This window comes from Micromonospora sp. NPDC049275 (assembly GCF_043197115.1).
In the GTDB taxonomy this organism is placed as follows: domain Bacteria; phylum Actinomycetota; class Actinomycetes; order Mycobacteriales; family Micromonosporaceae; genus Micromonospora.
The window spans coordinates 911,254-931,021 of record NZ_JBICSN010000003.1 but is presented as its reverse complement, the minus strand read 5'-3'; the positions used below and the strand labels follow the sequence as shown (position 1 = coordinate 931,021).

At 71.0% G+C, this 19,768-nt stretch carries 16 protein-coding genes; 6 read left to right on the top strand and 10 right to left on the bottom strand.

The window, feature by feature from the left end; translation table 11 throughout:
* Nucleotides 1-165: 165 nt before the first annotated feature.
* Nucleotides 166-813, bottom strand: a complete 648-nt coding sequence (locus tag ACGFIE_RS14740) for a Uma2 family endonuclease (protein ID WP_393294587.1) — start codon at nt 811-813, stop codon at nt 166-168.
* A 342-nt stretch (nt 814-1,155) separates the two neighbouring features.
* Between ACGFIE_RS14740 and ACGFIE_RS14735 the strand changes: the two genes are divergently transcribed.
* The gene (locus ACGFIE_RS14735; protein WP_393294585.1) at nt 1,156-1,599 is read left to right on the top strand and encodes a hypothetical protein; all 444 of its coding nucleotides are present in this window, start codon (nt 1,156-1,158) and stop codon (nt 1,597-1,599) included.
* Nucleotides 1,600-1,802: 203 nt separating this feature from the next.
* On the opposite strand, the gene ACGFIE_RS14730 is transcribed toward ACGFIE_RS14735, so the two are convergent.
* A complete protein-coding gene (locus ACGFIE_RS14730; RefSeq protein WP_393294583.1) occupies nt 1,803-5,771 on the bottom strand; it encodes a CARDB domain-containing protein in 3,969 nt (1,322 codons plus the stop codon).
* Nucleotides 5,772-6,049: 278 nt separating this feature from the next.
* Entirely contained in the window at nt 6,050-6,601 is a 552-nt protein-coding gene (locus ACGFIE_RS14725; RefSeq protein ID WP_393294581.1) for a GNAT family N-acetyltransferase, read from the bottom strand.
* Between the two features lie 51 nt (nt 6,602-6,652).
* Between ACGFIE_RS14725 and ACGFIE_RS14720 the strand changes: the two genes are divergently transcribed.
* Nucleotides 6,653-7,513 (top strand): YhjD/YihY/BrkB family envelope integrity protein, encoded by an 861-nt coding sequence (locus ACGFIE_RS14720; RefSeq protein WP_393294579.1) that lies wholly within the window; start codon nt 6,653-6,655, stop codon nt 7,511-7,513.
* Here ACGFIE_RS14720 and ACGFIE_RS14715 read toward each other — a convergent pair.
* The 4 genes from ACGFIE_RS14715 to ACGFIE_RS14700 are packed head-to-tail and all read right to left on the bottom strand — an operon-like array spanning nt 7,481 to nt 11,133.
* Nucleotides 7,481-8,701 (bottom strand): ABC transporter permease, encoded by a 1,221-nt coding sequence (locus tag ACGFIE_RS14715; protein ID WP_393294577.1) that lies wholly within the window; start codon nt 8,699-8,701, stop codon nt 7,481-7,483. The two genes, ACGFIE_RS14720 and ACGFIE_RS14715, sit on opposite strands and share 33 nt — an antisense overlap.
* Nucleotides 8,698-9,387, bottom strand: a complete 690-nt coding sequence (locus ACGFIE_RS14710) for an ABC transporter ATP-binding protein (protein ID WP_393294666.1) — start codon at nt 9,385-9,387, stop codon at nt 8,698-8,700. The genes ACGFIE_RS14715 and ACGFIE_RS14710 overlap by 4 nt, the downstream gene beginning before the upstream one ends.
* 50 nt (nt 9,388-9,437) lie before the next feature.
* Nucleotides 9,438-10,547, bottom strand: coding sequence for an efflux RND transporter periplasmic adaptor subunit (locus ACGFIE_RS14705; RefSeq protein ID WP_393294575.1), 1,110 nt, complete (start codon nt 10,545-10,547; stop codon nt 9,438-9,440).
* On the bottom strand, nt 10,534-11,133 hold the full coding sequence (locus ACGFIE_RS14700) for a hypothetical protein (RefSeq protein ID WP_393294573.1): 600 nt from the start codon (nt 11,131-11,133) through the stop codon (nt 10,534-10,536). Before ACGFIE_RS14700 ends, ACGFIE_RS14705 begins: the two co-directional genes overlap by 14 nt.
* A gap of 111 nt (nt 11,134-11,244) precedes the next feature.
* Here ACGFIE_RS14700 and ACGFIE_RS14695 point away from each other — a divergent pair, with 111 nt between their 5' ends.
* Genes ACGFIE_RS14695 through ACGFIE_RS14685 form a run of 3 tightly spaced genes read left to right on the top strand, consistent with a single transcriptional unit; the run spans nt 11,245 to nt 15,411 of the window.
* Nucleotides 11,245-11,946 (top strand): response regulator transcription factor, encoded by a 702-nt coding sequence (locus ACGFIE_RS14695; RefSeq protein WP_393294571.1) that lies wholly within the window; start codon nt 11,245-11,247, stop codon nt 11,944-11,946.
* A complete protein-coding gene (locus ACGFIE_RS14690; RefSeq protein WP_393294569.1) occupies nt 11,936-13,804 on the top strand; it encodes an ATP-binding protein in 1,869 nt (622 codons plus the stop codon). Before ACGFIE_RS14695 ends, ACGFIE_RS14690 begins: the two co-directional genes overlap by 11 nt.
* Before the next feature lie 11 nt (nt 13,805-13,815).
* Nucleotides 13,816-15,411: a phytoene desaturase family protein gene (locus ACGFIE_RS14685; protein ID WP_393294567.1), complete on the top strand. Its 1,596-nt coding sequence runs from the start codon at nt 13,816-13,818 to the stop codon at nt 15,409-15,411.
* 92 nt (nt 15,412-15,503) lie between these two features.
* Here the strand turns inward: ACGFIE_RS14685 and ACGFIE_RS14680 are convergent, their stop codons facing one another.
* The gene (locus ACGFIE_RS14680) at nt 15,504-17,084 is read right to left on the bottom strand and encodes a Rieske 2Fe-2S domain-containing protein (protein ID WP_393294565.1); all 1,581 of its coding nucleotides are present in this window, start codon (nt 17,082-17,084) and stop codon (nt 15,504-15,506) included.
* A 131-nt stretch (nt 17,085-17,215) separates the two neighbouring features.
* Nucleotides 17,216-18,094, bottom strand: coding sequence for a tetratricopeptide repeat protein (locus tag ACGFIE_RS14675; protein ID WP_393294563.1), 879 nt, complete (start codon nt 18,092-18,094; stop codon nt 17,216-17,218).
* Nucleotides 18,095-18,172: 78 nt separating this feature from the next.
* On the opposite strand from ACGFIE_RS14675, the gene ACGFIE_RS14670 reads away from it, so the two are divergent.
* The gene (locus ACGFIE_RS14670) at nt 18,173-18,397 is read left to right on the top strand and encodes a DUF2631 domain-containing protein (RefSeq protein ID WP_363679486.1); all 225 of its coding nucleotides are present in this window, start codon (nt 18,173-18,175) and stop codon (nt 18,395-18,397) included.
* Nucleotides 18,398-18,484: 87 nt separating this feature from the next.
* Here ACGFIE_RS14670 and ACGFIE_RS14665 read toward each other — a convergent pair whose 3' ends face one another.
* A complete protein-coding gene (locus tag ACGFIE_RS14665; protein WP_393294561.1) occupies nt 18,485-19,762 on the bottom strand; it encodes a DivIVA domain-containing protein in 1,278 nt (425 codons plus the stop codon).
* Nucleotides 19,763-19,768 lie beyond the last annotated feature (6 nt).

The following is a 19,768-nucleotide window of genomic DNA, read 5'->3' as shown; positions in this document are numbered from 1 at the left end:
GGCCATTCTCCCCCACCGCCGCTGTACGCCCGCTGGGAGCCTCAGCCCTCCCCGCCCACCGCCCGCGCCGCGCGCCGATGATCAACTCGGCTTCCAGGAAGTCGCGCTATCCCCGGCACCCGGACAGCCCGACTTCAACGAAAGCGTGTCGATCAAGCGTTGTCGTCAGAGGAGTCGCTGGTGATTGAGTTCGGGGCTGCCTCCTCGCCGAGCAGGTCGGGCCGGATCGATGGAGAACTCGAACGGCTCCCGCATGACGAAGCGCGTCCCGGCCGCAGCGGCGGCCACCGGCCGGTACTCCCCCTCGGTCAGCTCGTACAACGCGATGGTGGGCACCCGATTGCGCAGGTCTACCCGGAGGAAGAAGGGCACGCGGGCGGCGGCGTACTCGCGTGGGCGGTCGATGATGTCCTCGCGTCGGTTTCCGGGGGAGACGATCTCCCCGAGAAGCACGGCGTGCCCGATGTCCATCGTCGTTCGACCGCCGCCGGGAGCGTCGAGAATGACGATGTCCGGAATGAAGAGATCCCCGCCCGAGACGATGTTCGTCTCGAGATAGAGCCACAGCTTCGCGCGACGGGCCGCCTGCTTGAGGAGGTAGGCGAGGTCCAGTTCCGCGTCCTGATGGTCATATCCCGCGTGTGGTGTGACGATCACGCTTCCGCTCAGGACCTCAACCTTGGGGCCGTTGGTCTCCGGCAACAGGTCGAGGGCGAGCTGCGCGGTCCACGGCTCGTCGTGCCACCGCAGCACGTCGAACGACGGCTCGGTGTGCTGCGGCGCCGGCTCCGGCGCGAACGCGGACTGGGCCATCCGGGCTCACCCCCTCAGCGGACCATCCTGCTCAGCTCAGCCTAGCCACCGCAGCCCGCGCAGGCCGTCATCGCACACCGAGTCCGCCACTGAAGTCGCTGACGGCCAACTGCGGAGGCCCCGGCAACGCCCAGCCCGAACGGTACGTGCAGATCTTGGACACTTTCCGTTCCGCCTGAACGGAAACTGTCCAAGATCTCCGGGCCGGCCCCGGCAGCGCGACGGATGTCCCGACGCCGACCATGGCCGACCGTCCTGATCATGCGCCTGATCGACGGATAGGCCGACGTGGCCTGCTCCGTAGCATCAGCGCCGATCACGGTCAAACACGGAGGGAACCACATGAACCAGAAGCTTCAGACCCGCGCGTTCGAGCGAGTGGCGTCGATCCTGCGACCCGGGGAACGGCCGGTCACCGCGACCCGGGCGTTGGTCGGGAGTTTCTCGGCCGGTCGACTCGGAACGGTCGTCTCGCAGGGACTGATCACCGCGGGTGCCGGGGCGGTGGGCCACGCGCTGACGCGGACCAAGAAGCAGTTCCTCGTCCTCACCGACCGGCGACTGATCTTCCTGCCGCAGACCTTCCTCGGCGGGCCCGGCACCGGTGTGCTCGGCGAGGTGCCTCGGGAGCAAGTCGCACTCGCCGAGGCGAAGATGGGCATCGTGAGCCTGCTGCGCATCGCCTTCGGCGCCGCGGGAGACGGCGTCACCCTGACCTTCCCCCGGGTGGACAAGAAGAACGCCGAGGCCCTCGCGGCGGCCCTGGTGCCGGTGCCGACCGCCTGACCGGCCCCGGACCCACCCCGCCGCGCCGGGCCGCGCCACGACGGGGCCGCGCCACAACGGGGCGGCGCCACAACGGGGCGGCGCCACGACGGGGCCGCGCCAGGCCACGGTGATCGACTCGCCTTCATGGAAGTCGGGGTGTCCGCTGGCCGCGGACACCCCGAGTTCACTGAAACCGTGTTGATCAAGCAGCGACCGTGGGATCAGCCGCCGTTGATGACGAACTGTGAGCCCGGCTGGATGACGATGTTGCCGTCGGCCGAGTTGGTGATTGTCACGTTCGTCAGGTTGGCGTTGCCGCGCGCCCCGCTCATCGCGAGGATGCCGGCACCATTGTTCGACCTGTCGATGCGTACGTTGGTGATGGCGACGTTCGGCATGGTGCCGCCGCCGTTCTTGAACTGGATGCCGTCGTACGTGGAGTCGATGATGTCGGTGTCGCGGATCGTGACCCCGGTGATGTCCCTGGTCGAGGGGAACAGCGTGATGGCGCCGAACTCCTGGTCCTCGTTCCAGAAGGCGCCACCGGTGCGGTAGAGGCCGTTGTTGGCGATGAGCGTCGTGCCGGAGAACGGCAGCGGGTCGTGGTCGGTCGCCAGCATGATGCCCGGGTAGTTGGCGGTGTCGTAGATCAGGTTGTTCTCGATCGAGTTGTCGTAGCCGCCGTAGATGGCGATGCCGTTGGCCCGCCAGGGCAACTGGATGGTGTTGTTGACGAAGTGGTTGTCGTGGGCGATGTCGACGCTGCGGTCCTTGACGTACGGGTTGGCCCAGACGGCCAGCGCGTCGTCGCCCGTGGTGCGGAACGACGAGTTGAAGACCCGCGAGTTGCGCGTGCCGTTGCTGAAGTTGATGCCGTCGGCGTACGTGTCGCGGATCCGCATGCCGCTGAACTCCAGCCCGTCGGCCGGCCCCCACAGGTCGGGGATGTTGTCGTAGTCGCGGCCCACCCAGACGCCCACGTTGGCGTGCTCGATCCAGACGTTGCTGATCTTCGTGCCGGTGCCGAAGCGACCGTTCAGACCGACGCCACCCTCGGCGTTGCCGTCACCGCCACGGATCCGGCCGGAGCCGAAGATGGCGATGTCGGAGATCTGGGTGTTCTTGTCGATGTCGAAGCCGAAGTTGCCCTCGTGCGGGTGGTTGATGCCGCCCACCACGTTCTGCGGCTCGGTGAGCGTGTAGAGCTGCGAGTGCCACATGCCGGCGCCCCGGATGGTGACGTTGCTGATGCCGACCTGGTTGTGCGTACCCCGGTTCAGCGGGTCGTCGGTCAGGATCTTCTGTTCCTGCCGCCACTGCCCGGCGGGGATCCAGACGCAGCCGATCACGCCGTTCTGGTCGTCGGTCACCGCCCGCTGGATGGCGGCGGTGTCGTCGCCCCCGTCGTTCGGGACCGCGCCGTACGCGGTGATCGAGGTGCAGCCGGCCGGCTGGCTCGCGGCCGGTGCCACCTGCTCCAGGTCGATCATGTCGATGACGTAGAAGGAGGCGGTGTCACCCGAGTCGCGCTGCAACTTGAACCGGGTGCCGGCCGGGTACGACTGCGCCAGCAGCGCGTTCGACTCGTCGAAGAGCCGTCGGGCGTCGGCCTGCGGGGTGTTGGTGAGCGCCTCCGGCCCGTCGGTGTTGCCGTAGAGCCAGCTGTGCTTCGACGACAGCGTCAGCTTGCGGGAGAAGACGTCGTTGACGTAGAGGCTGATGGTCGCCTCGATGCCGCCGCCACCGGGCGCGTCCGGGATGGAGTTGCGCACCACGATGGAGTTGGCCTGGTTGGCCGAGGTGAACTCGACGAACTGGCCGGTGCTGGTGAGTCGTACCGACTTGCGGCCGGAGGACTCGCTGGCGAAGTTGGTGTGCCCGAAGGTGCGCAGCGCGTCGGGCTCCAGCAGCGTGCCCTGGTAACGGCCGGCCTCGGCCTCGTAGGAGACGTACGGGACGGCGGCCCCACGGCCGACCACTATCGCCTGGCTGAACGCGTTGTTGCTCTCGTTGGTCTCGGTGACCACGTTCGTCGCGTCGGCAGTGGCGGTGATGGTGGCCCCGCCGCTGGTGGCGGTCCAGCTACCGGTGACCGCGACGGTGGCCGTCGCGCCGGCCGCGATCGACGCGGTGCTGGTGTTGAGCGTGGTGCCGCCCACCACCAGGCGGGTGACGGTGGTCGCGCCGGTCGCGGTGGTGCCCCGGTTGCGGACCGCCACGGTGAAGGTGACCGACGCCCCGACGGCCGGGTTCGGCGGGTTCGAGGCGATGCCGAGCACCTGGAGGTCCGGCCCGGGGGCCTGCGTCACCACAAGCGGCGACGCAGCCGTGAGGCTGTTGTTGCCGTTGTTCTGCTCCACGATCGTGTTCGTCGGGTCGACCACCGCCGAGACGGCGTAACTGCCCATCGGCCGCGTACCGGCGTTGAACGACACGGTGGTCGAGCCGCCCGCGGCGAGCGCGCCCACAGTGGCGCTGCCGACGACCGCGCCGGCCAGGCTGAAGTTGACTGTGGTCGCGGCGGCGGACGCCGAGCCGATGTTCTGCACCACGGCCGAGAGGGTGACCGCGCTGGCCTCGCTGGGCGACGTGGGTGACCAGGTCACCGAGCTGACGACCAGGTCCGGGTTGGGTGCCGGCGTGCCGCACACCTCCAGCTCGGCCACCTGGCCGGACGGTGCGCCGGTGTTGCCGGTGAAGCGCAACTGCACGTCCGCAGTGGTGGCGGTGACCGGAATGGCCACGGCGTTGCTGCCCTGGACGAACTGGTAGGCCGCCGCGGAGACCAGACTGGTGTAAGCGGACGACGCCTGGTCGCGGCCGAGGACCTGGATGGTCTGGGTACGGGTGCCCCACGACGAGTCCGGGTTGAGCTTCACGGTGACGGCAGAGATGGAGTGGTTCGCGCCCAGCGCCACGGTCAGGTTCTGCGGGTAGCTCGCCGCGCCCTCCCAGTAGGTGGCGAGCTGCCCGTCGTTCGCCTTGTCGGGCGTGAAGCTGAAGGTGGAACCGCTCGCCGTCATGCTCTTGCCCTGCGCCACGTTGGTGCAGGCGGGCGGGTTGCCGCCGGTCCGGGTCACTGTGTTGCTGGTGCCGGAAAGGTTGCCCGCGCCGTCGCGGGCACGGACGTAGTACGACACGGTCGCCGTCGCCGGCTGGGTGTCCTGATAGGTCAGGACCGTGCCGAGCGTCGCGATCAGGCTGCCGCCCCGGTAGACGTTGTAGCCCGCGAGCCCGCTGCCGCCGGAGTCGGTGGAGGCCCCCCAGGTGAGCGTGATAGTGCTTCCCGACGTGCTGTGCGACAGCGTCCCCGGCACACTCGGCGCGGTGGTGTCACCGCTGCCCGTACGGGTGACCGTGTTGCTGTTGCCGGAGAGGTTGCCGGCGGCGTCGCGGGCCCGGACGTAGTAGGAGACGGTGGCCGTGGTCGGCTGGGTGTCGTTGAAGGTGGTCACGTTCCCGACGGACTGGAGGAACGCGCCGTTGCGGTAGACGTCGTAGCCGGCGATGCCGCTGCCGCCCGCGTTGTCGGTCGACGCGACCCAGTTCAGGCTGATGGTGGTGCCCGACTGGGTGTACGACAGGTTGCCCGGGACGCTCGGCGCGGTGGTGTCCGGGGTGGTGCCGCCGCTGCCGTACACCTCCAGCTCGGAGAGCTGCCCGGCCGGCCAGCCGCTGTTGGCGGTGATGGTGATCCGGACGTAGCGGGTGGAGGTCGCGCTGACGTTGATCGTGACCGTGTTGCCGCTGGCCGGGTTGAAGGTGTACGTCTGCGACCCGACCAGGTCGGTGAACGACGTTCCGTTGGCGCTGCCCCGCACGCTCAGCGTCTGCGTGCGGGTGCCCCAGCCGGAGGTCGGCAGCTTCAGCACGACCTGGTTGACCGACTGCGACGAGCCGAGGTCGACCTGCACCCACTGGGGGAACGAGTTGTTGAGGCTCTCCCAGTAGCTGCCCGCGTTGCCGTCGACGACCTTCGACGAGTCGTACACGTCGGCGTGGCCGCTCTCCTGGGTGGGACGACCCTGGGCGAGGTTGGTGGCCGCAGCCGCGAGGGCGCTGCCGGACGCGGCGGTCGTCTCGACGGGGCGGGCGGCGGCCGGTGTCGCCACGGCCGTCGCGCCTGCCGCCGCGATCATCGTGGCCGCGACTGTCGTCGCCACCATCCGGAACAGATTCGTTCGTCTCATGACTGTCCTGTCGTTGGGGGACGGCGCCGCGGGTGGCGGGACCACGGGGTGGAGCAGGTGGTGGGTGCGGGGGCACCACGAAAGCGGTTCACGGGGTTTTCCGAGCAGATGCAAGAAACCAGACAGGCGACTGTCCAAATCTTGCATGACTTTGGCCAAAGGTTACTGACGTGCTACGGGAGCGTCAACACTTCGACAGCCGTGACTATCGACGGCCCTTGTTGGCTGCGGCCCCGATCCGCCGGAGCGGACCGGGGCCGCAGCCTCCACGAGAACGATCAGGCGCCCGGAGCCGCCAGCACGAAGGTCTCCAGCAGCTCGCCGCCGTACCAGTCGGTGCGTTGGCCCACGTGGGTCATGCCCAACCTCCGCGCGACAGCCATCGACGGATCGTTGCCCGGCGACACGACCGCGTAGATCTCCCGGGTACCGGTGGCGAACTCCCGTGCCACGAGCGCCCGAGCGGCCTCGGTGGCGTAGCCGTTACCCCACGAATCCGGGTGCAGGTGCCAACCCGTCTCGATGTCCTCGGTACGCACCGCCTCGTCGCGCCCCGGCAGCGGCTTGAGCAACGCGGTGCCGGCCACCAGGCCTGTCTCGCGAACCTCGATCGCCCAGGTGCCGTACCGTCCGTGGTCGGCGGCGTGCCGCTCCCGCCACAGCCGCAACCGGTCGACGGCCTGCGCCGGGTCGGTAAGCGGTAGGCCCGGTGCCGCGCCCAGCCAGCGGGTGATCTCCGGGCGTCGGTAGATGTCGTAGATCCGGGCCAGGTCGGCCGGATCGTCCGTCCATTCGCGCAGGATGAGGCGTTCGGTGGTGAGAACAGTCATGGGCGGCGATCTTAAGGAGTGACCGCCCCGACGACGGGGAAGGAGATCACGATGGGCAGCGGCTGGCAACGCGCGAAACGGATCACCAGTGCCGCGTTCCGTCCGGTGCGCGGCCGGGACCTGTCACTGCACGCCGCCGCGATCACCTTCTACGGCGCGATCGCCGTGGTCCCGGTGGCACTCCTGGCCCTCTGGCTCACCTCGCTGATCGCCGGCGCCGATCGGGTACGCCGGCTCACCTCGTACGCCGTGGACGCCCTGCCGACGGCGATCGGCGCGCCCCGGGCGGTGGCCGCGCTCGTCGACGCCGGGGTGGAGTTGACCCCGGTGCTGGCCCTCGCCTCGCTGCTGCCCGCGTCGCTGTACGGCGAGGGGCTGCGCCGGGCGTTCGTGTCGGTGGCGGCCCCGCGCAGCGACGAGCACCTGGTCGGTTGGCGGGGTCGGCTGCTGCTGCTGCCGCTGCTCGCGCCGGCGCCCGCGCTGCTGTTGTCGATCCTGCTGGCGCTCCCGGTCACCACCCACCTGGTCACCCAGGGCGGCTGGGTCGGCGCGCTGGGCGTGGTGCTGTCGTTCCTGGCCGTGTGGCTGGTGCTCACGCCGGTGCTGGTGTGGGTGTTCCGGGTGGTGGGGCCGGCCTCGCCGGACTGGCTCTCCACCCTCGGGATCGGGTCGTTCACCGCGGCGAACCTGTCCGGGTTCCTGCACGGCTTCGTGCTCTTCGCGTCCCTGCCGCTGGACCTGGGCGTGCCGTTCGGCGGCTTCGACGAGATCGGCGCCGGTGTGGCAGTGCTCCTGTGGCTGTACCTGTTCCACGTGATCGTCCTGGCCGGCTACTCGGCGACCCTGGCCCTCTCCCGTTGGCGTGCCCAACGGTCGGCCTCACGGGGCGGCGAGGGCGTCGGTGGGAGTTAGGCGGGCGGCCCGGATCGACGGGTAGACACCGGCCACCATGCCGACGAGCAGCGCGCCGCCGATGCCGCCGGCAACCGAGGTCACCGGGATCGTCGGTGGCCAGCCCTGATAGCCCGCGTACCCCGCTGTCGCGAGCACACCGAGGAGCGCCCCCGCCGCGCCACCGAGCACGGACAGCAGCACCGACTCGGTGAGGAACTGCACCCGGATCTGGCCCCGGTTCGCGCCGAGCGCCCGACGCAGACCGATCTCCCGACGGCGCTCCAGCACCGAGATGACCATCGTGTTGGCCACTCCGATCCCGCCTACCAGCAGGGCAACGGCGGCCAGCCCGAGGAACAGGGCGGAGAAGGTGCTCTCGGTGGCCCTTTTCGCGGCGAGCGCGTCGGAGGGGCGGCTCACCTGGACCATTCCCGGTAGCTGCGGGTCGAGGGTTGCCGGCAGCACCGCCCGGACGTCCTCCAACGCGTCCTCGCGGGCCCGCACGTACACGACTGTGGGATGGCCGTCGAAGCCGAGCAGGTCCCGGGCGGCCTCCCAGCCGACAAGCACCGACCGGTCGAGATCCGGGGCGATGGGCGACGGCTCCAGTACGCCGATCACGGTGAACCACCGCTCGGCGATGAGCACCTGGGGCGGCCGAGCCGGGTCCACGGTGGCGAACCCGAGCCGGCTCGCGGCCACGTAGCCCAGGACGGCGGTCGGGAGGCTCGCCGTGCCGGCGTCGAGGAAGCGGCCGGTGCGAACCCGACCGTTGACCGTCTCCAGCAGGTCGGGGCGCGCGGCCAGTGCGCTGAGTCCCGACGTGTCGTACCTGTCCACCAGGTCGTTGCGGCGGACCGTGGCGTGGGTGTTCGCCACCGCGCTCACCGTCTCGACCGGGCGGATCCGGTCCACCATCGCGACGGAGTCCTCCGGCAGCAGCACCGGCGGGTCCCGATCCGGTACGGGCTCGGCGCGCAGCAGATTGGTGCCGAGAGCCGAGAGCTGGTTCATCAGGTCACGCTGGCTGGACGCTGGGATGCCCACCACGACGATCATCGTGGCGATGCCGATGGAGATGCCCAGGGCGGACAGGACCGCCCGCATCCGCCGGCTGGTGAGCCCCAGCAGACCGAGCCGGAGTACGTCGGTCGGGGCGAGCCGGGGCAGCCGACCGCCGGGTGCCTGCTTCGGTGTGCTCATCATCGACTCCTGTCAACGGTGTCGGAGACGATCCGCCCGTCGCGGATCTCCACCTGTCGGGGCGTCCGGGCGGCGAGGTCCCGGTCATGGGTGATGACGGCGATGGTCGTGCCCTCCTCGTGCAACGCCAGCAGGAGCGCCAGGACCGCCTCCCCGTTGGCGGTGTCCAGAGCGCCGGTCGGCTCGTCGGCCAGGACCAACGCGGGGTCGTTGACGAGTGCGCGCGCTATCGCCACCCGCTGCCGCTCCCCACCGGAGAGCTGGTGCGGCAGGTGACCGACCCGGTGCGCCAGGCCGACCCGGGCCAAGGCGTCGGTCGCCGTCTGCCGTCGGCGACGACGGGGTACGCCGGCGTAGAGCAGCCCGGTGGCGACGTTCTCGGCGGCGTCCAGCCCGCCGACGAGGTGGAACTGCTGGAACACGAATCCGAGCCAGCGGCCGCGCAGCGCCGAGAGCCGACGGTCGGACAGTTCGGTCACCTCCTGCCCGGCGACGCGTACCCGCCCGCTGGTCGGCAGGTCGAGCGTGCCCATGATGTTCAGCAGTGTCGACTTGCCGGACCCGGACGGTCCGACGATGGCGAGCAGCTCACCGGCGCGGACGGTAAGCGAGACGTCGTCCAACGCGGTGACACCGCCCGGGTACGTCCGGCTCACCCTCTCCAGGTGCAGGACCGGTTCCGCGTACACCGGGATCACCTCGGTCGGCGCGTTCCGGGCCCGGAAGGGGATGACGGTGCTCACGCCGCGGTCACCACCGTGAGGCCCTCGGTGACGCCGGTACCGCTGACCTCGACGAGCCCTCGGGAGAACATCCCGGTCTCCACGGCCAGCAGCCCGCCGTCTGGCAGTTGGAGGGCGTGGCCGCCCTCGCGGAGCGCCACCAGCGCGCCGACCGGCACCGTGAGCACGTTCTTCCGGGTGCTCGTGGTGAACGTGACCTGGACCGACGCCGCGTCCAGCTTCGCCACGTCCACCGCCCTGGCCGGTGTGACGAGGACGTCCACCGTGGGCGGACCGCTCTGACCGGCCCCCGCGTCCGGGCCGCCACCCTGCACGGTGTGGGAGACCGACGCGATCCGGCCGGGAATCTCCGAGCTGTCCGGCAGGGTGACCGTCACGGCTGCGCCCACCCGGACGGTGGCGACCTCGGTCGCCTCCACCGGTACGGTCACCAGCTTGACCTTCTCGGTGACGGCCAGCAGCTCGCCGGCGACCGGGTCACCGGGCACGGCCTTCACCGCGCTGACCCGGACCGGCCCGGTCAGCACCACGGCCTGCCCGACCTCGATGCGGCCGGAGGCTTCCAGGCCGAGCGCCTGCTGCCACTTCTTGATCGCGGCCACGAGGGCGTCGGTGAGCAGGGCACGGCCCGCGCCGATCTTCGTGCCGTCCTTGGCCCGGGTCGGCTGCGAGCCGGTGTGGTAGCCGAGCGCCGTCAGGTTGTCCCACACGATCCGCACGTCGCTGCCCACCAGGCCGGGCTTGTCGAGCGTACGGAAGAGCGGGGTGTCGCCGAACAGCACAGGTACCGGACGGTCGTCGACCCGGTAGAGCGGCTTGCCCCGGGCCACCGTGTCGCCGACCTTGGGCAGTCGGGTGACGACGCCCTCGCCCGCCCCCTTGACCACCCGCTCCGGACCGAAGCCGAGCGTCCCGCCCAGCGACCGGCTGTCCGACAGGTCGGTACGGGTCACAGTCGTCGTGGTCACCGGCGGCGGGGCGCTCGCCGTGTCGTCCGCACCGTCGCGACGCAGCGTCAGCACCGCGACCCCGGCGCCGACGGCAACCACCACCGTCACAAGCGCCACCAGGATCGCGGTCCGCCGGGTCGGCTTACTTCTTGCCACGGAACGCCTCCATCGTGCATTCCTTCTCGGCCTTGTCGTACGCGGCGCCCTGGAGACCGCCCGACGGGTCCGCGACGCCGTCGTCGTACGTCCAGCCGGAGCCGTCCGGCAGCGAGTGGATCTTCATCCCGCGTCCGCGCAGGCACTGCACGTAGTCGTTCCACTGGGCCGCGTAGTTCGGGTTCTTCTCCTCGTCCAGCTCCGGCGGCTGAAGCGGCAGCTTGTCGGCGCACGCCACATACGCAGCCTTCGGCTCACCGCTCTGGTCGAGGGAGATGATGCGCTTGCCCCCGGCGGCGGCCCCGGCCGAGCGCTCCTTCAACTCCTTCACACCGTTGTCCCGAAGACAGACTTGGTACGTGTACCAGAACCGTTCCTCCTCCTCCTCGGTCATGTCCAGGCGCAGCTGCGGACGACCGGTCGCGGTCCCGCCGGAGGCGGACGCGGTGGGCGCGGCGGAACCCGTGGCGAGGGACGCGACATCGGCCGTGCGTGCGGCATCGTCGGACTCGGCGCCGCCGCAACCGCCCAGTGCGGTGGTGATCAGGGTGAGCGTGGCCAGTCCGACTCGTCGTGCGTTCGTCATGCCGGTAGCGTCACGGCCAGTTGTCAGAGACCTGTCAGGAACCGATGCTCATCCGGTAGTCCCAGCTCAGCGGCACCGTCGGCGGCGACCCGTCGACGTACAGTCGCTGCCGTGGGTGCGCTGGTGCTGATAGCCGAGGACGACGAGAAGCAGGCCGAGTTGGCACGCCGCTACCTCGAACGGGAGGGCCACGCGGTCGTCGTCGTCGGCGACGGGCGGGCCGCCCTGGAGCAGATCCGTCAACGCCCACCGGCGCTGCTGATCCTCGATGTGATGATGCCGAAGGTCGACGGCCTGGACGTCTGCCGCATTCTGCGCCGCGACTCCGACCTGCCGGTGCTCATGCTGACCGCCCGGTCGACCGAGGACGACCTGCTGCTCGGCCTCGACCTCGGTGCCGACGACTACATGACGAAGCCGTACAGCCCGCGCGAGCTGGTGGCCCGCGTGCGGACGCTGCTGCGACGGGGCCAGCGGTCGGCGCACGTGGCCGACCCGGTGCTGCGCGTCGGCGCCCTGCACGTCGACCCGATCCGCCACGAGGTACGCGTCGACGGACGACGCGTCGACTGCACGCCCGGCGAGTTCCAGCTGCTCCAGGCGATGGCCGCCCAGCCCGGACGGGTCTTCACCCGCGACCAGCTCCTCGGCCACCTGCACGGTTTCGACAGGTACATCACCGGCCGGACCGTCGACGTCCACGTCATGAACCTGCGCCGGAAGATCGAGCCCAGCCCCCGCAAGCCGACCCGCCTGGTGACCGTCTACGGCGTCGGATACAAGCTGGCCGAGCAGGGTCACCATGCGGCGTGAGGTGCCGCTGCGCCGCAGCCTGCTGCTCCGGATGCTGACGCTGGCCGTCCTCATCGCCGTCGGCTCGATCGCGGCCACCGCCTGGCTGGCCGTCCGCACCACGACCGGGGCGATCCGACAGGAACAGGGGCAGGCGCTCGCCGACGACGCGCGCATCTACGACACGCTGATCGGCTACGCGGCGACCCACCCGAGCTGGGACGGCGTCGACGCGACAATCCAACCGCTCGCCGCGCAGGTCGGCCGGCGCATCGCCCTGATCACCGGAACCGCCACACCGGTCGCCGACTCCGCCCCGCAGGCCGGTCCGCTGCCCTCGAAGCCGTCCGCCACCGTCGACGCCCTCTCCGTGGACACCGCCCTGACCCCGGGATTCGCCACTGTCGGCGGCGGCGCTGGAAACGCCCGCATCGATCCCCGCGCCGCAGGCCCGTACCTGCTCCCACCCGACGAGCGCCGGACGCTGCACGACAGGGCGGTCAAGGCCGTCAACTGCCTGACGGCGCGGGCGAAGGTCGAGGCAGCCGTCGCGGACGGCCCCACCGGCCGTCCACGCATCGACACCCCCGGCACCGACCTGACCGACAACATCGCCTGTCTCCAGTACCGATCCGACCTGGCGGTCCCCACGGCAACCGAACGCAAGGCGCTGGCGCAGCTCAACGCACTGGTGAACACCTGTCTGGCTCGCCGCCAACTGCCCGCCGTGCGGGTCGCGGGAGACTGGACCTGGGCACGGCAACCGACCGCCGGACGCGACGACTCCCGGGACGCCGCCGAGGTCGACCAGGACCACAACCGCGCGGCCAGCGCCTGTGTCGGCACCAGCCGGCGCGAACAACTCCTTCCGTACGTCGCCCCGGCGGCGACCCTGTTCGTCGCCGATCCCGGTGGTCGCCCCACGAGCACCTTCGACCTGTCCGGGACCAACCAGGCCCGCATCGCGGCGGTCGCCGGTCTCGTCCTGCTGGTGACGGTCGGCGTCACAGTGCTCGCCGGCATCCGACTGACCCGGCCGCTGCACGCGCTGACCGGGGCCGCGCAACGGATGCGCGACGGCGACGGATCCGCCCGCGTCCGGGTCACCGGCCGAGACGAGATCGCCCGGCTGGCCGAGGCGTTCAACGACATGTCCGAGCGGCGCGAACGCCTGGAACAGCTGCGCCGGGCGATGGTCAGCGACATCGCCCACGAGATGCGGACCCCGGTCACCAACATCCGGGGCTGGTTGGAGGCCGCCGAGGACGGCGTCGCCGCCCTGGACCAGCGGTTGGTGTCGTCGCTGCTGGAGGAGGCCACGCTGCTCCAACACGTCATCGCCGATCTGCAGGACCTCGCACAGGCCGACGCCGGCGCCCTGCGTCTGCACCCGGAACAGGTCTACCTCGCCGACCTGCTGCCGCAGGTGGCGGAGGCGCACCGCGTCCAGGCCGACCGTGCCGCCGTCGACCTCTCGGTGCGGATCGACGCCGACCCGCGGGTGTACGCCGACCCGGTACGGCTGCGCCAGGCCGTCGGCAACCTCGTCGCCAACGCCGTACGCCACACCCCCGCGGGTGGCAGCGTGACGATAAGCGCCCGGATGGCGAACGGCGAGGTGACCATCGCGGTCGCAGACACCGGCAGCGGCATCAGCGCCGAGGACCTGCCCCGGGTGTTCGACCGCTTCTGGCGGGCGGAGAGGTCGCGTAGTCGCCAGACCGGAGGCAGCGGCTTGGGCCTGGCCATCGTCCGCAAACTGGCCGAGGCCCACAACGGCACGGTGAACGCCGCCAGCACTCCCACCCAAGGCACCACCTTCACCCTCCACCTCCCCGCCGACCTCTTGATCACCGCGGGCGAGGGCGGCACGGACTAGGCTGCGGCGGCATGAGCAGCGAACTTCGTGGCCGGGTCGATGTCGTCGTCGTCGGCGCCGGGCACAACGGTCTGGTCTCCGCGATTCTGCTGGCCCGCGCCGGCCTCGACGTGCTGGTGCTGGAGGCGGCCGACGTCATAGGCGGCGCGACCCGCACCGAGAACCCGTTCCCGAAGGTGCCGGGGCTGCGCCACTCCACCGGGTCGTACCTGCTCGGGCTCATGCCCCCGGAGCTGCTCGCCACGCTCGACGTGCGGATCCCGGTGCTGCGCCGCGACCCGCACTACTTCCTGCCCACGCCCGGCGGCCTCGGCTCGCCGTACCTGCTCTTCGGCCGCGACACCGCCGCCACCCGCACGCAGCTCGCCGAGTTCTTCTCCCCCGCCGACGTGGCCGCCGACGACGCCATGCAGGCCGAGCTGGCCGCGCTGCGCGAGGACCTCGCCCCGGCCTGGCTGGCCGAGCCGCTGACCGCCGAGGAGACCGCCGACCGGCACGTCCGCCCGGCGCTGCGACAGGTCTTCGTCGACCTCGTCCGCGGCTCGGTCGCGGACTACCTGGCCCGGTTCGAGTTCCGCTCCGAGCTGCTGGTCAGCATGTACGCGGTCACCGACGGGCTGTCCGGGCTCAACGCGGGCCCGGACGACCCCGGCACCGGCCACAACTTCCTGGTTCACAACATGTGCCGACTGCCCGGCTCCGGCGGCACCTGGATGATCGCCGAGGGCGGGATGGGCACCGTCTCCCGTACGTTCGCCGACGCCGCGCGCGCCGCCGGGGCCACCATCCTGACCGGTACGCCTGTGAGCGCGGTGACACTCGACGGCGGCGCGGCCAGTGGAGTCGTGCTGGCCGACGGCCGAGAGGTCGCCGCGCGTGTGGTGCTCGGCGCGTGTGACCCGTACCGGCTGATGGACCTGGTGCCCGACGGCGCGCTCCCGGCACGACTCGGCGAGCGGATGGCGGCGGTCCGCCGGCCCGGCACCACCCTCAAGCTCAACCTGGCGCTCAGCGGGCTGCCGACGTTCTCCTGCCTGCCGCCCGGCACGCCGAGCCCGTTCGGCTCCACGATCCACCTGCTGCCCGGGTCCGCATCGCTAGTCGGCGGGGACACCACCTCGCCGATGACCGCCCTGCGCGACATGTGGGCCGACGTGCGGGCCGGGCGACTGCCGGCGGAGCCCACCATCGAGTGGTACCTGCACACCACAGTCGATCCGTCGCTCTCCGACACCGCCGGACACCACTCGTCGGCGCTGTTCGTCCAGTCGGTCCCGTACGAGCTGGACGGCACCACCTGGGACGCGGAACTGCCCGGCTACGTCGACAGGCTCGTCGAGATCGTCGAGCGGTACGCCCCCGGCACCGCCGACCTGATCGCCGACGCGGTGCCGCTGCCCCCGCCGGGCATCGAGGCGCACTTCGGCATCACCGGCGGGCACATCCACCACGTCGACAACACCGTCTCGTTCACCGACCGCATGCCGTACGCCACAGGCATCGACGGCGTGTACGCGGGCAGCGCCGGCTGCCACCCGGCCGGCAGCGTGATCGGCGCCGCCGGCCACAACGCCGCCCGCCGAATCCTGGCGGACCTGGCGACCTGACCCCCACCCCAGACCCCGTTGATCATGAAGTTGTTGCCTGCCGCAGCGGCGTGTCGCGGCAATAACTTCATGATCAACCGGGCGGGTGGGGGTTAGATCACGGCCTCGCCTGCCGGGGCGGGAGACTCCGCGTCTACGCGGTGGGCCCGCACCTTGTGGCCCACGCTCGTCAGGCAGCGGCCAGAGGGCAGGTCGAAGCGCCAGCCGTGCAGCTGGCAGGTGAGCTGGTCACCCTCGACGATGCCGAACCGGGTCAGGTCCGCCTTCAGGTGCGGGCAGCGCCGCTGCACCACCCAGTCGCCAAGCGTGATGTCCTCGGCGTCGGTGCTGCGCTCGTGCTCGTCGTACCAGCCCTCGGCGTACTGGAGGCGCTCCTCCGAGAGGCACTTGAAGAACGCGTAGACGAACTCGTTGTACTGGCCGATCCGGGCCGCCGAGAATCGGCAGGACAGGAAGAGCGAGTTGACCCAGTCCACCTCGTCGATGAAGAGCAGGTGCTCGACAAGCGACCGCTCGGTCCGGAAGCGGTAGCGGACCTTCTCGTCCGCGTACGGCCGGACCTCCTTACCGGGGAAGTCCACCACGATGGATTCGACGCTCTCGCCGTCGTACCCCACCAGGTCGAAGCGGACCGGGCCGCCGACCCCCTTGGCCAGGTAGATCGACTCGTCGAGCAGCGGCTCGATCCGGCGCTTCATCTCGCCCAGGACGTCCACCTCGGGGTGCCGCCAGGACGCCTTCTCCGCCTCGATGATCGGGCGCTTGCGCTCCCGCATCTCCTCCAGGTGGGCGACCTTGTTGGCGAAGAACTCCTCCACCGGCACCGGGTGGGTCGTGCTCGCGCCCTCGGTGGTGACCTCGGCGACGCTGCCCGGCAGCAGCACGATGCCGTTGGTGCCGCCGACCTTCGCGTACTCGCTCAGGAAGACCGACTGGTCCGGGAAGATGTTGCCCTCATCGCCGTGGATGTCGTTGAACTGCCACAGCGCGTCGTCGAGGAAACACGGTGGGCCGGCGATCGGGAAGACGTGGTCGGCCTTCAGGTCGTCGATGTAGCGCCACGTCCGGTCGAACTGCCGGTCGCGCTTCTGCTTGCCGAACGCGGTCTTCGCCGCCTGCGGAAGCTCGTAGACCATCGGGTACCAGATGGCGCCGGAGAACTGGAGCAGGTGCGCGTGCACGTGCCCCAACTCGGCGAAGACGCTCAGGTCGGTGGGGCGGGCGTCGTTCTGGTTGAGCAGCCGCACCCCGTCGTACTCGACCCAGAGCGAGGAGTCGCCGATCGGGCCGTCGGTGGGGCTGGTCAGCGCCTGGATCATGATCTTCAGGCCGCCGTCGAGCTCCACGACCTGCTCGTTCGGCGCCCTCAGGAACTTCGTGAAGCCCAGCGCCCGGAACTCGTCCTCCATCTCCGAGGTCGGGAACTCGGGAAGCAGGACTGTGGCGTCCTTCGAGACGAAGTCCCGCAGGTGCTTCGCGTCGAAGTGGTCCCGGTGCAGGTGCGAGACGTACAGGTAGTCGACCTGGCCCAGGGTCTCCCAGTCGAGCAGGGAATTGTCCGGGAAAGGGAACCAGGAGGCGAAGTAGGCCGGGTTGACCCACGGGTCGCACAGGATGCTGCCCGCGGCCGTGTCGATCCGCATGCTGGCGTGCCCGGTTCCGGTCACTCGCACCGCACAGTCCCCCTCATACAGACAATCAGGTGTACGCCAAACGCTACCGGAGGCAGTCTGACCGCCGCCCCGCGACGCCCGTAGTGCGTTCCGCCCGGCCCGGCGGGGCGTACTTCCGGGACCCGGCCAGGTCAGGTAGTGGCCGGGAACGCCCAGCTTCGCACTGTCGGGGCGGCCGCACACCAACCATCCAGGAGCCGGGGGACCTCGTCGACCGGGGCCGCCACGTTCACCTGCTGCCCGCCACCGACCTGGTGGTCGCGATCCTGCCGCACGCTGCCCTCGCTACAGCAGGAGCAGATGATCCGCACACCGCTGGCCGGCTCGGCCGCGTACCCGTGCTCGTCGAACAGCTCGGCCAGCGCCCGGACGTCCTCCGGGGTCGCGGCCGTGACCTCGACAGTCATGGTCGGCAGCGCCGAGGCACGGAACAGCAGCAGCTCGTCGAAGACCGAGTACGCCTGCCCGTTCACCTCCCGCTCCCCGTTGGGCGCTCCGTCGTGCACCACGACCTCGCCGAAGCGGCGGCCCGACTCGGGGGTCGGCACGTTCAGCACCCGCGCCCGAGCCGGACACAGCCGCTGCGCCCAGACCACCTCACCGGTACCGGCCGGATCGAGCCGGATCGGCGTGGCGCCGAAGTCGGCGACGATCTCGCCGTCGCCGTCCGGCACGGTCAGTCCGAAGCCGCGCCAGGCGGCCCGGGCGGTCTCCCAGTCCTCCATGATCGTCGCCGCGATGCCCAGGTTCCAGAACGCCGGGTCCTGCGCGTTCGGCTCGGCTCGGGCGGCAGCCTCGCGGCCCAACTCGTACGCCTTGGCCCAGTTACGCAGGAACTTGTACGCCAGCGCCGCGTCGTACCACCAGACACCGCTCTTGGGGTGGTCCGGGTGGCGCCGCGCCAGTCGTTCCAGCAGCTCGCCCGCCAGCGGCCACTTCTCCGACTCCCACGCCTCGTACGCCGCCTTCAGCAGTTCCCGGTCGTCCTCGCGGGTCATGCCGTCCCCCATCTGGTCGGACCCTGCGCCGGGCTCGGCACGAGGCGTGCCAGACTAACCAAAGATCCGATCGCGAGGGAAGGACCGACAGTGGCAGGAAGCGAGCCGGTAACGTCGCCGGACCAGCACAAGCCCGGGCACCGCAAGTCGGGGCGCATCGGCGCCGTGCTGTCCGCGCTGGCGCTGGTCGTCATGGCGTTCTGCGGCAACCACGAGGGCAGGGTCGAGGACATCTGGCTGGTCGGCCTGGCCGCGCTGCTGCTGGTCATCGTGATCGGCGACACCGTGCTGCGGCGCAACGGCCTGCGCTCCTGACCCGACCGGCCGCCGGACAACCGGCCGACGTACGCCGAGGGCCCGCCCCCACCAGGGGACGGGCCCTCGTTCGCGTCCGTGTCGGGGTCAGCGCCCGAAGAGAATGTCCTGCACGTCCTTGAGCGCGGCGTCGACCTCGGCCTCGAAGTAGCCGCCGGGCACCAGGCCGAACCGAAGCGTGTCCAGATCCTTCGGGTCGACGGGCATCGGGTTGCGGCGCTGCATGCCGCCGAGCAGGGTGTCGAAGAACCGGTCCACCTGATCCGGGTCGTACCCGCTGCCGAACCGGCGTACCTGGAAGCTGCGGCGGATCTGGTCGACCCGGTACAGGTCGCTGCCGGGCGGGCCGGCCATCGGCGGGCCGACCATCGGAGGACCGCCCATCGGCGGGCCAGCCACGGCGGGCGGGCCAGCCATCGGCGGGCCACCCATGCCCTGCTGCTGCATCGGGGGCGGGCCGGCCGGGCCACGGCGCAGGTCGCGCAGGTCCCGCTCGGGCATCCGGATCTCGGCGGTCATGTCCGCGCGGCCGTGCCGACCGGCCTCGAAGCCGTCGAAGCGGGGCTCCTCCGGCGGGTAGCCGCCGCCGGGCCCACGCTGGTCGTCGGGCGGGCCGTAACCGCCGGGCATGCGCTGGTCGTCCGGCGGACCGTAGCCGCCGGGCATGCGCTGGTCGTCCGGCGAACCGTAGCCGCCGGGCCCACGCTGGTCGTCCGGCGAACCGTAACCGCCGGGCCCACGCTGGTCGTCCGGCGGACCGTAACCGCCGGGCCCACGCTGGTCGTCGGGCGGACCGTAACCCCCCGGACCGGCGGGCAGGCCACGCGGCGGGACGCCGTGGCCACCCATCGGACCGCCGGGACCCATCGGAGGAGGGCCGCCGGGGCCGCGCTGCGCGTCGTAGCCGCCGCGGGGAGCGTCGTACCCGCCGGCGAAGGCGCCGGTGGGCTCGTCGTACCGGCCGTAGCGGTCGGCGGGCGGACCGGCCTGCGCCGGCATCGGCCGAGGTGGCATCGGCTGCGGAACCATGCCCCCACGGTCGTCGCGCAGCGGCGGGCCCAGCCGGTCCGGCGGGCCCAGCCGGTCACCCATCCGAGGGTCGCCGCCGCGCCCGGCGCTCGTACGCTCCTCCAGCTCGGCCAGCTGTCGCTCGACCCGGTCCAGGTGCAGGTCGACCTGCCACTCGTCGTAGCCATTGAACCGGACCCGGAAGACGACGTCGTGGACCTCCTGGGAGGCCACCGGCGCACCCACCTGCCGGCCGTCGAGCGTCGCCTCGACACGGTCGAGGAAGGCATCCACCTCGTCGACCTTGTATCCCCGGCGGAGCGCCTTGCGCCGGAAACGCTGACCCTGACTCGCCACTATGTC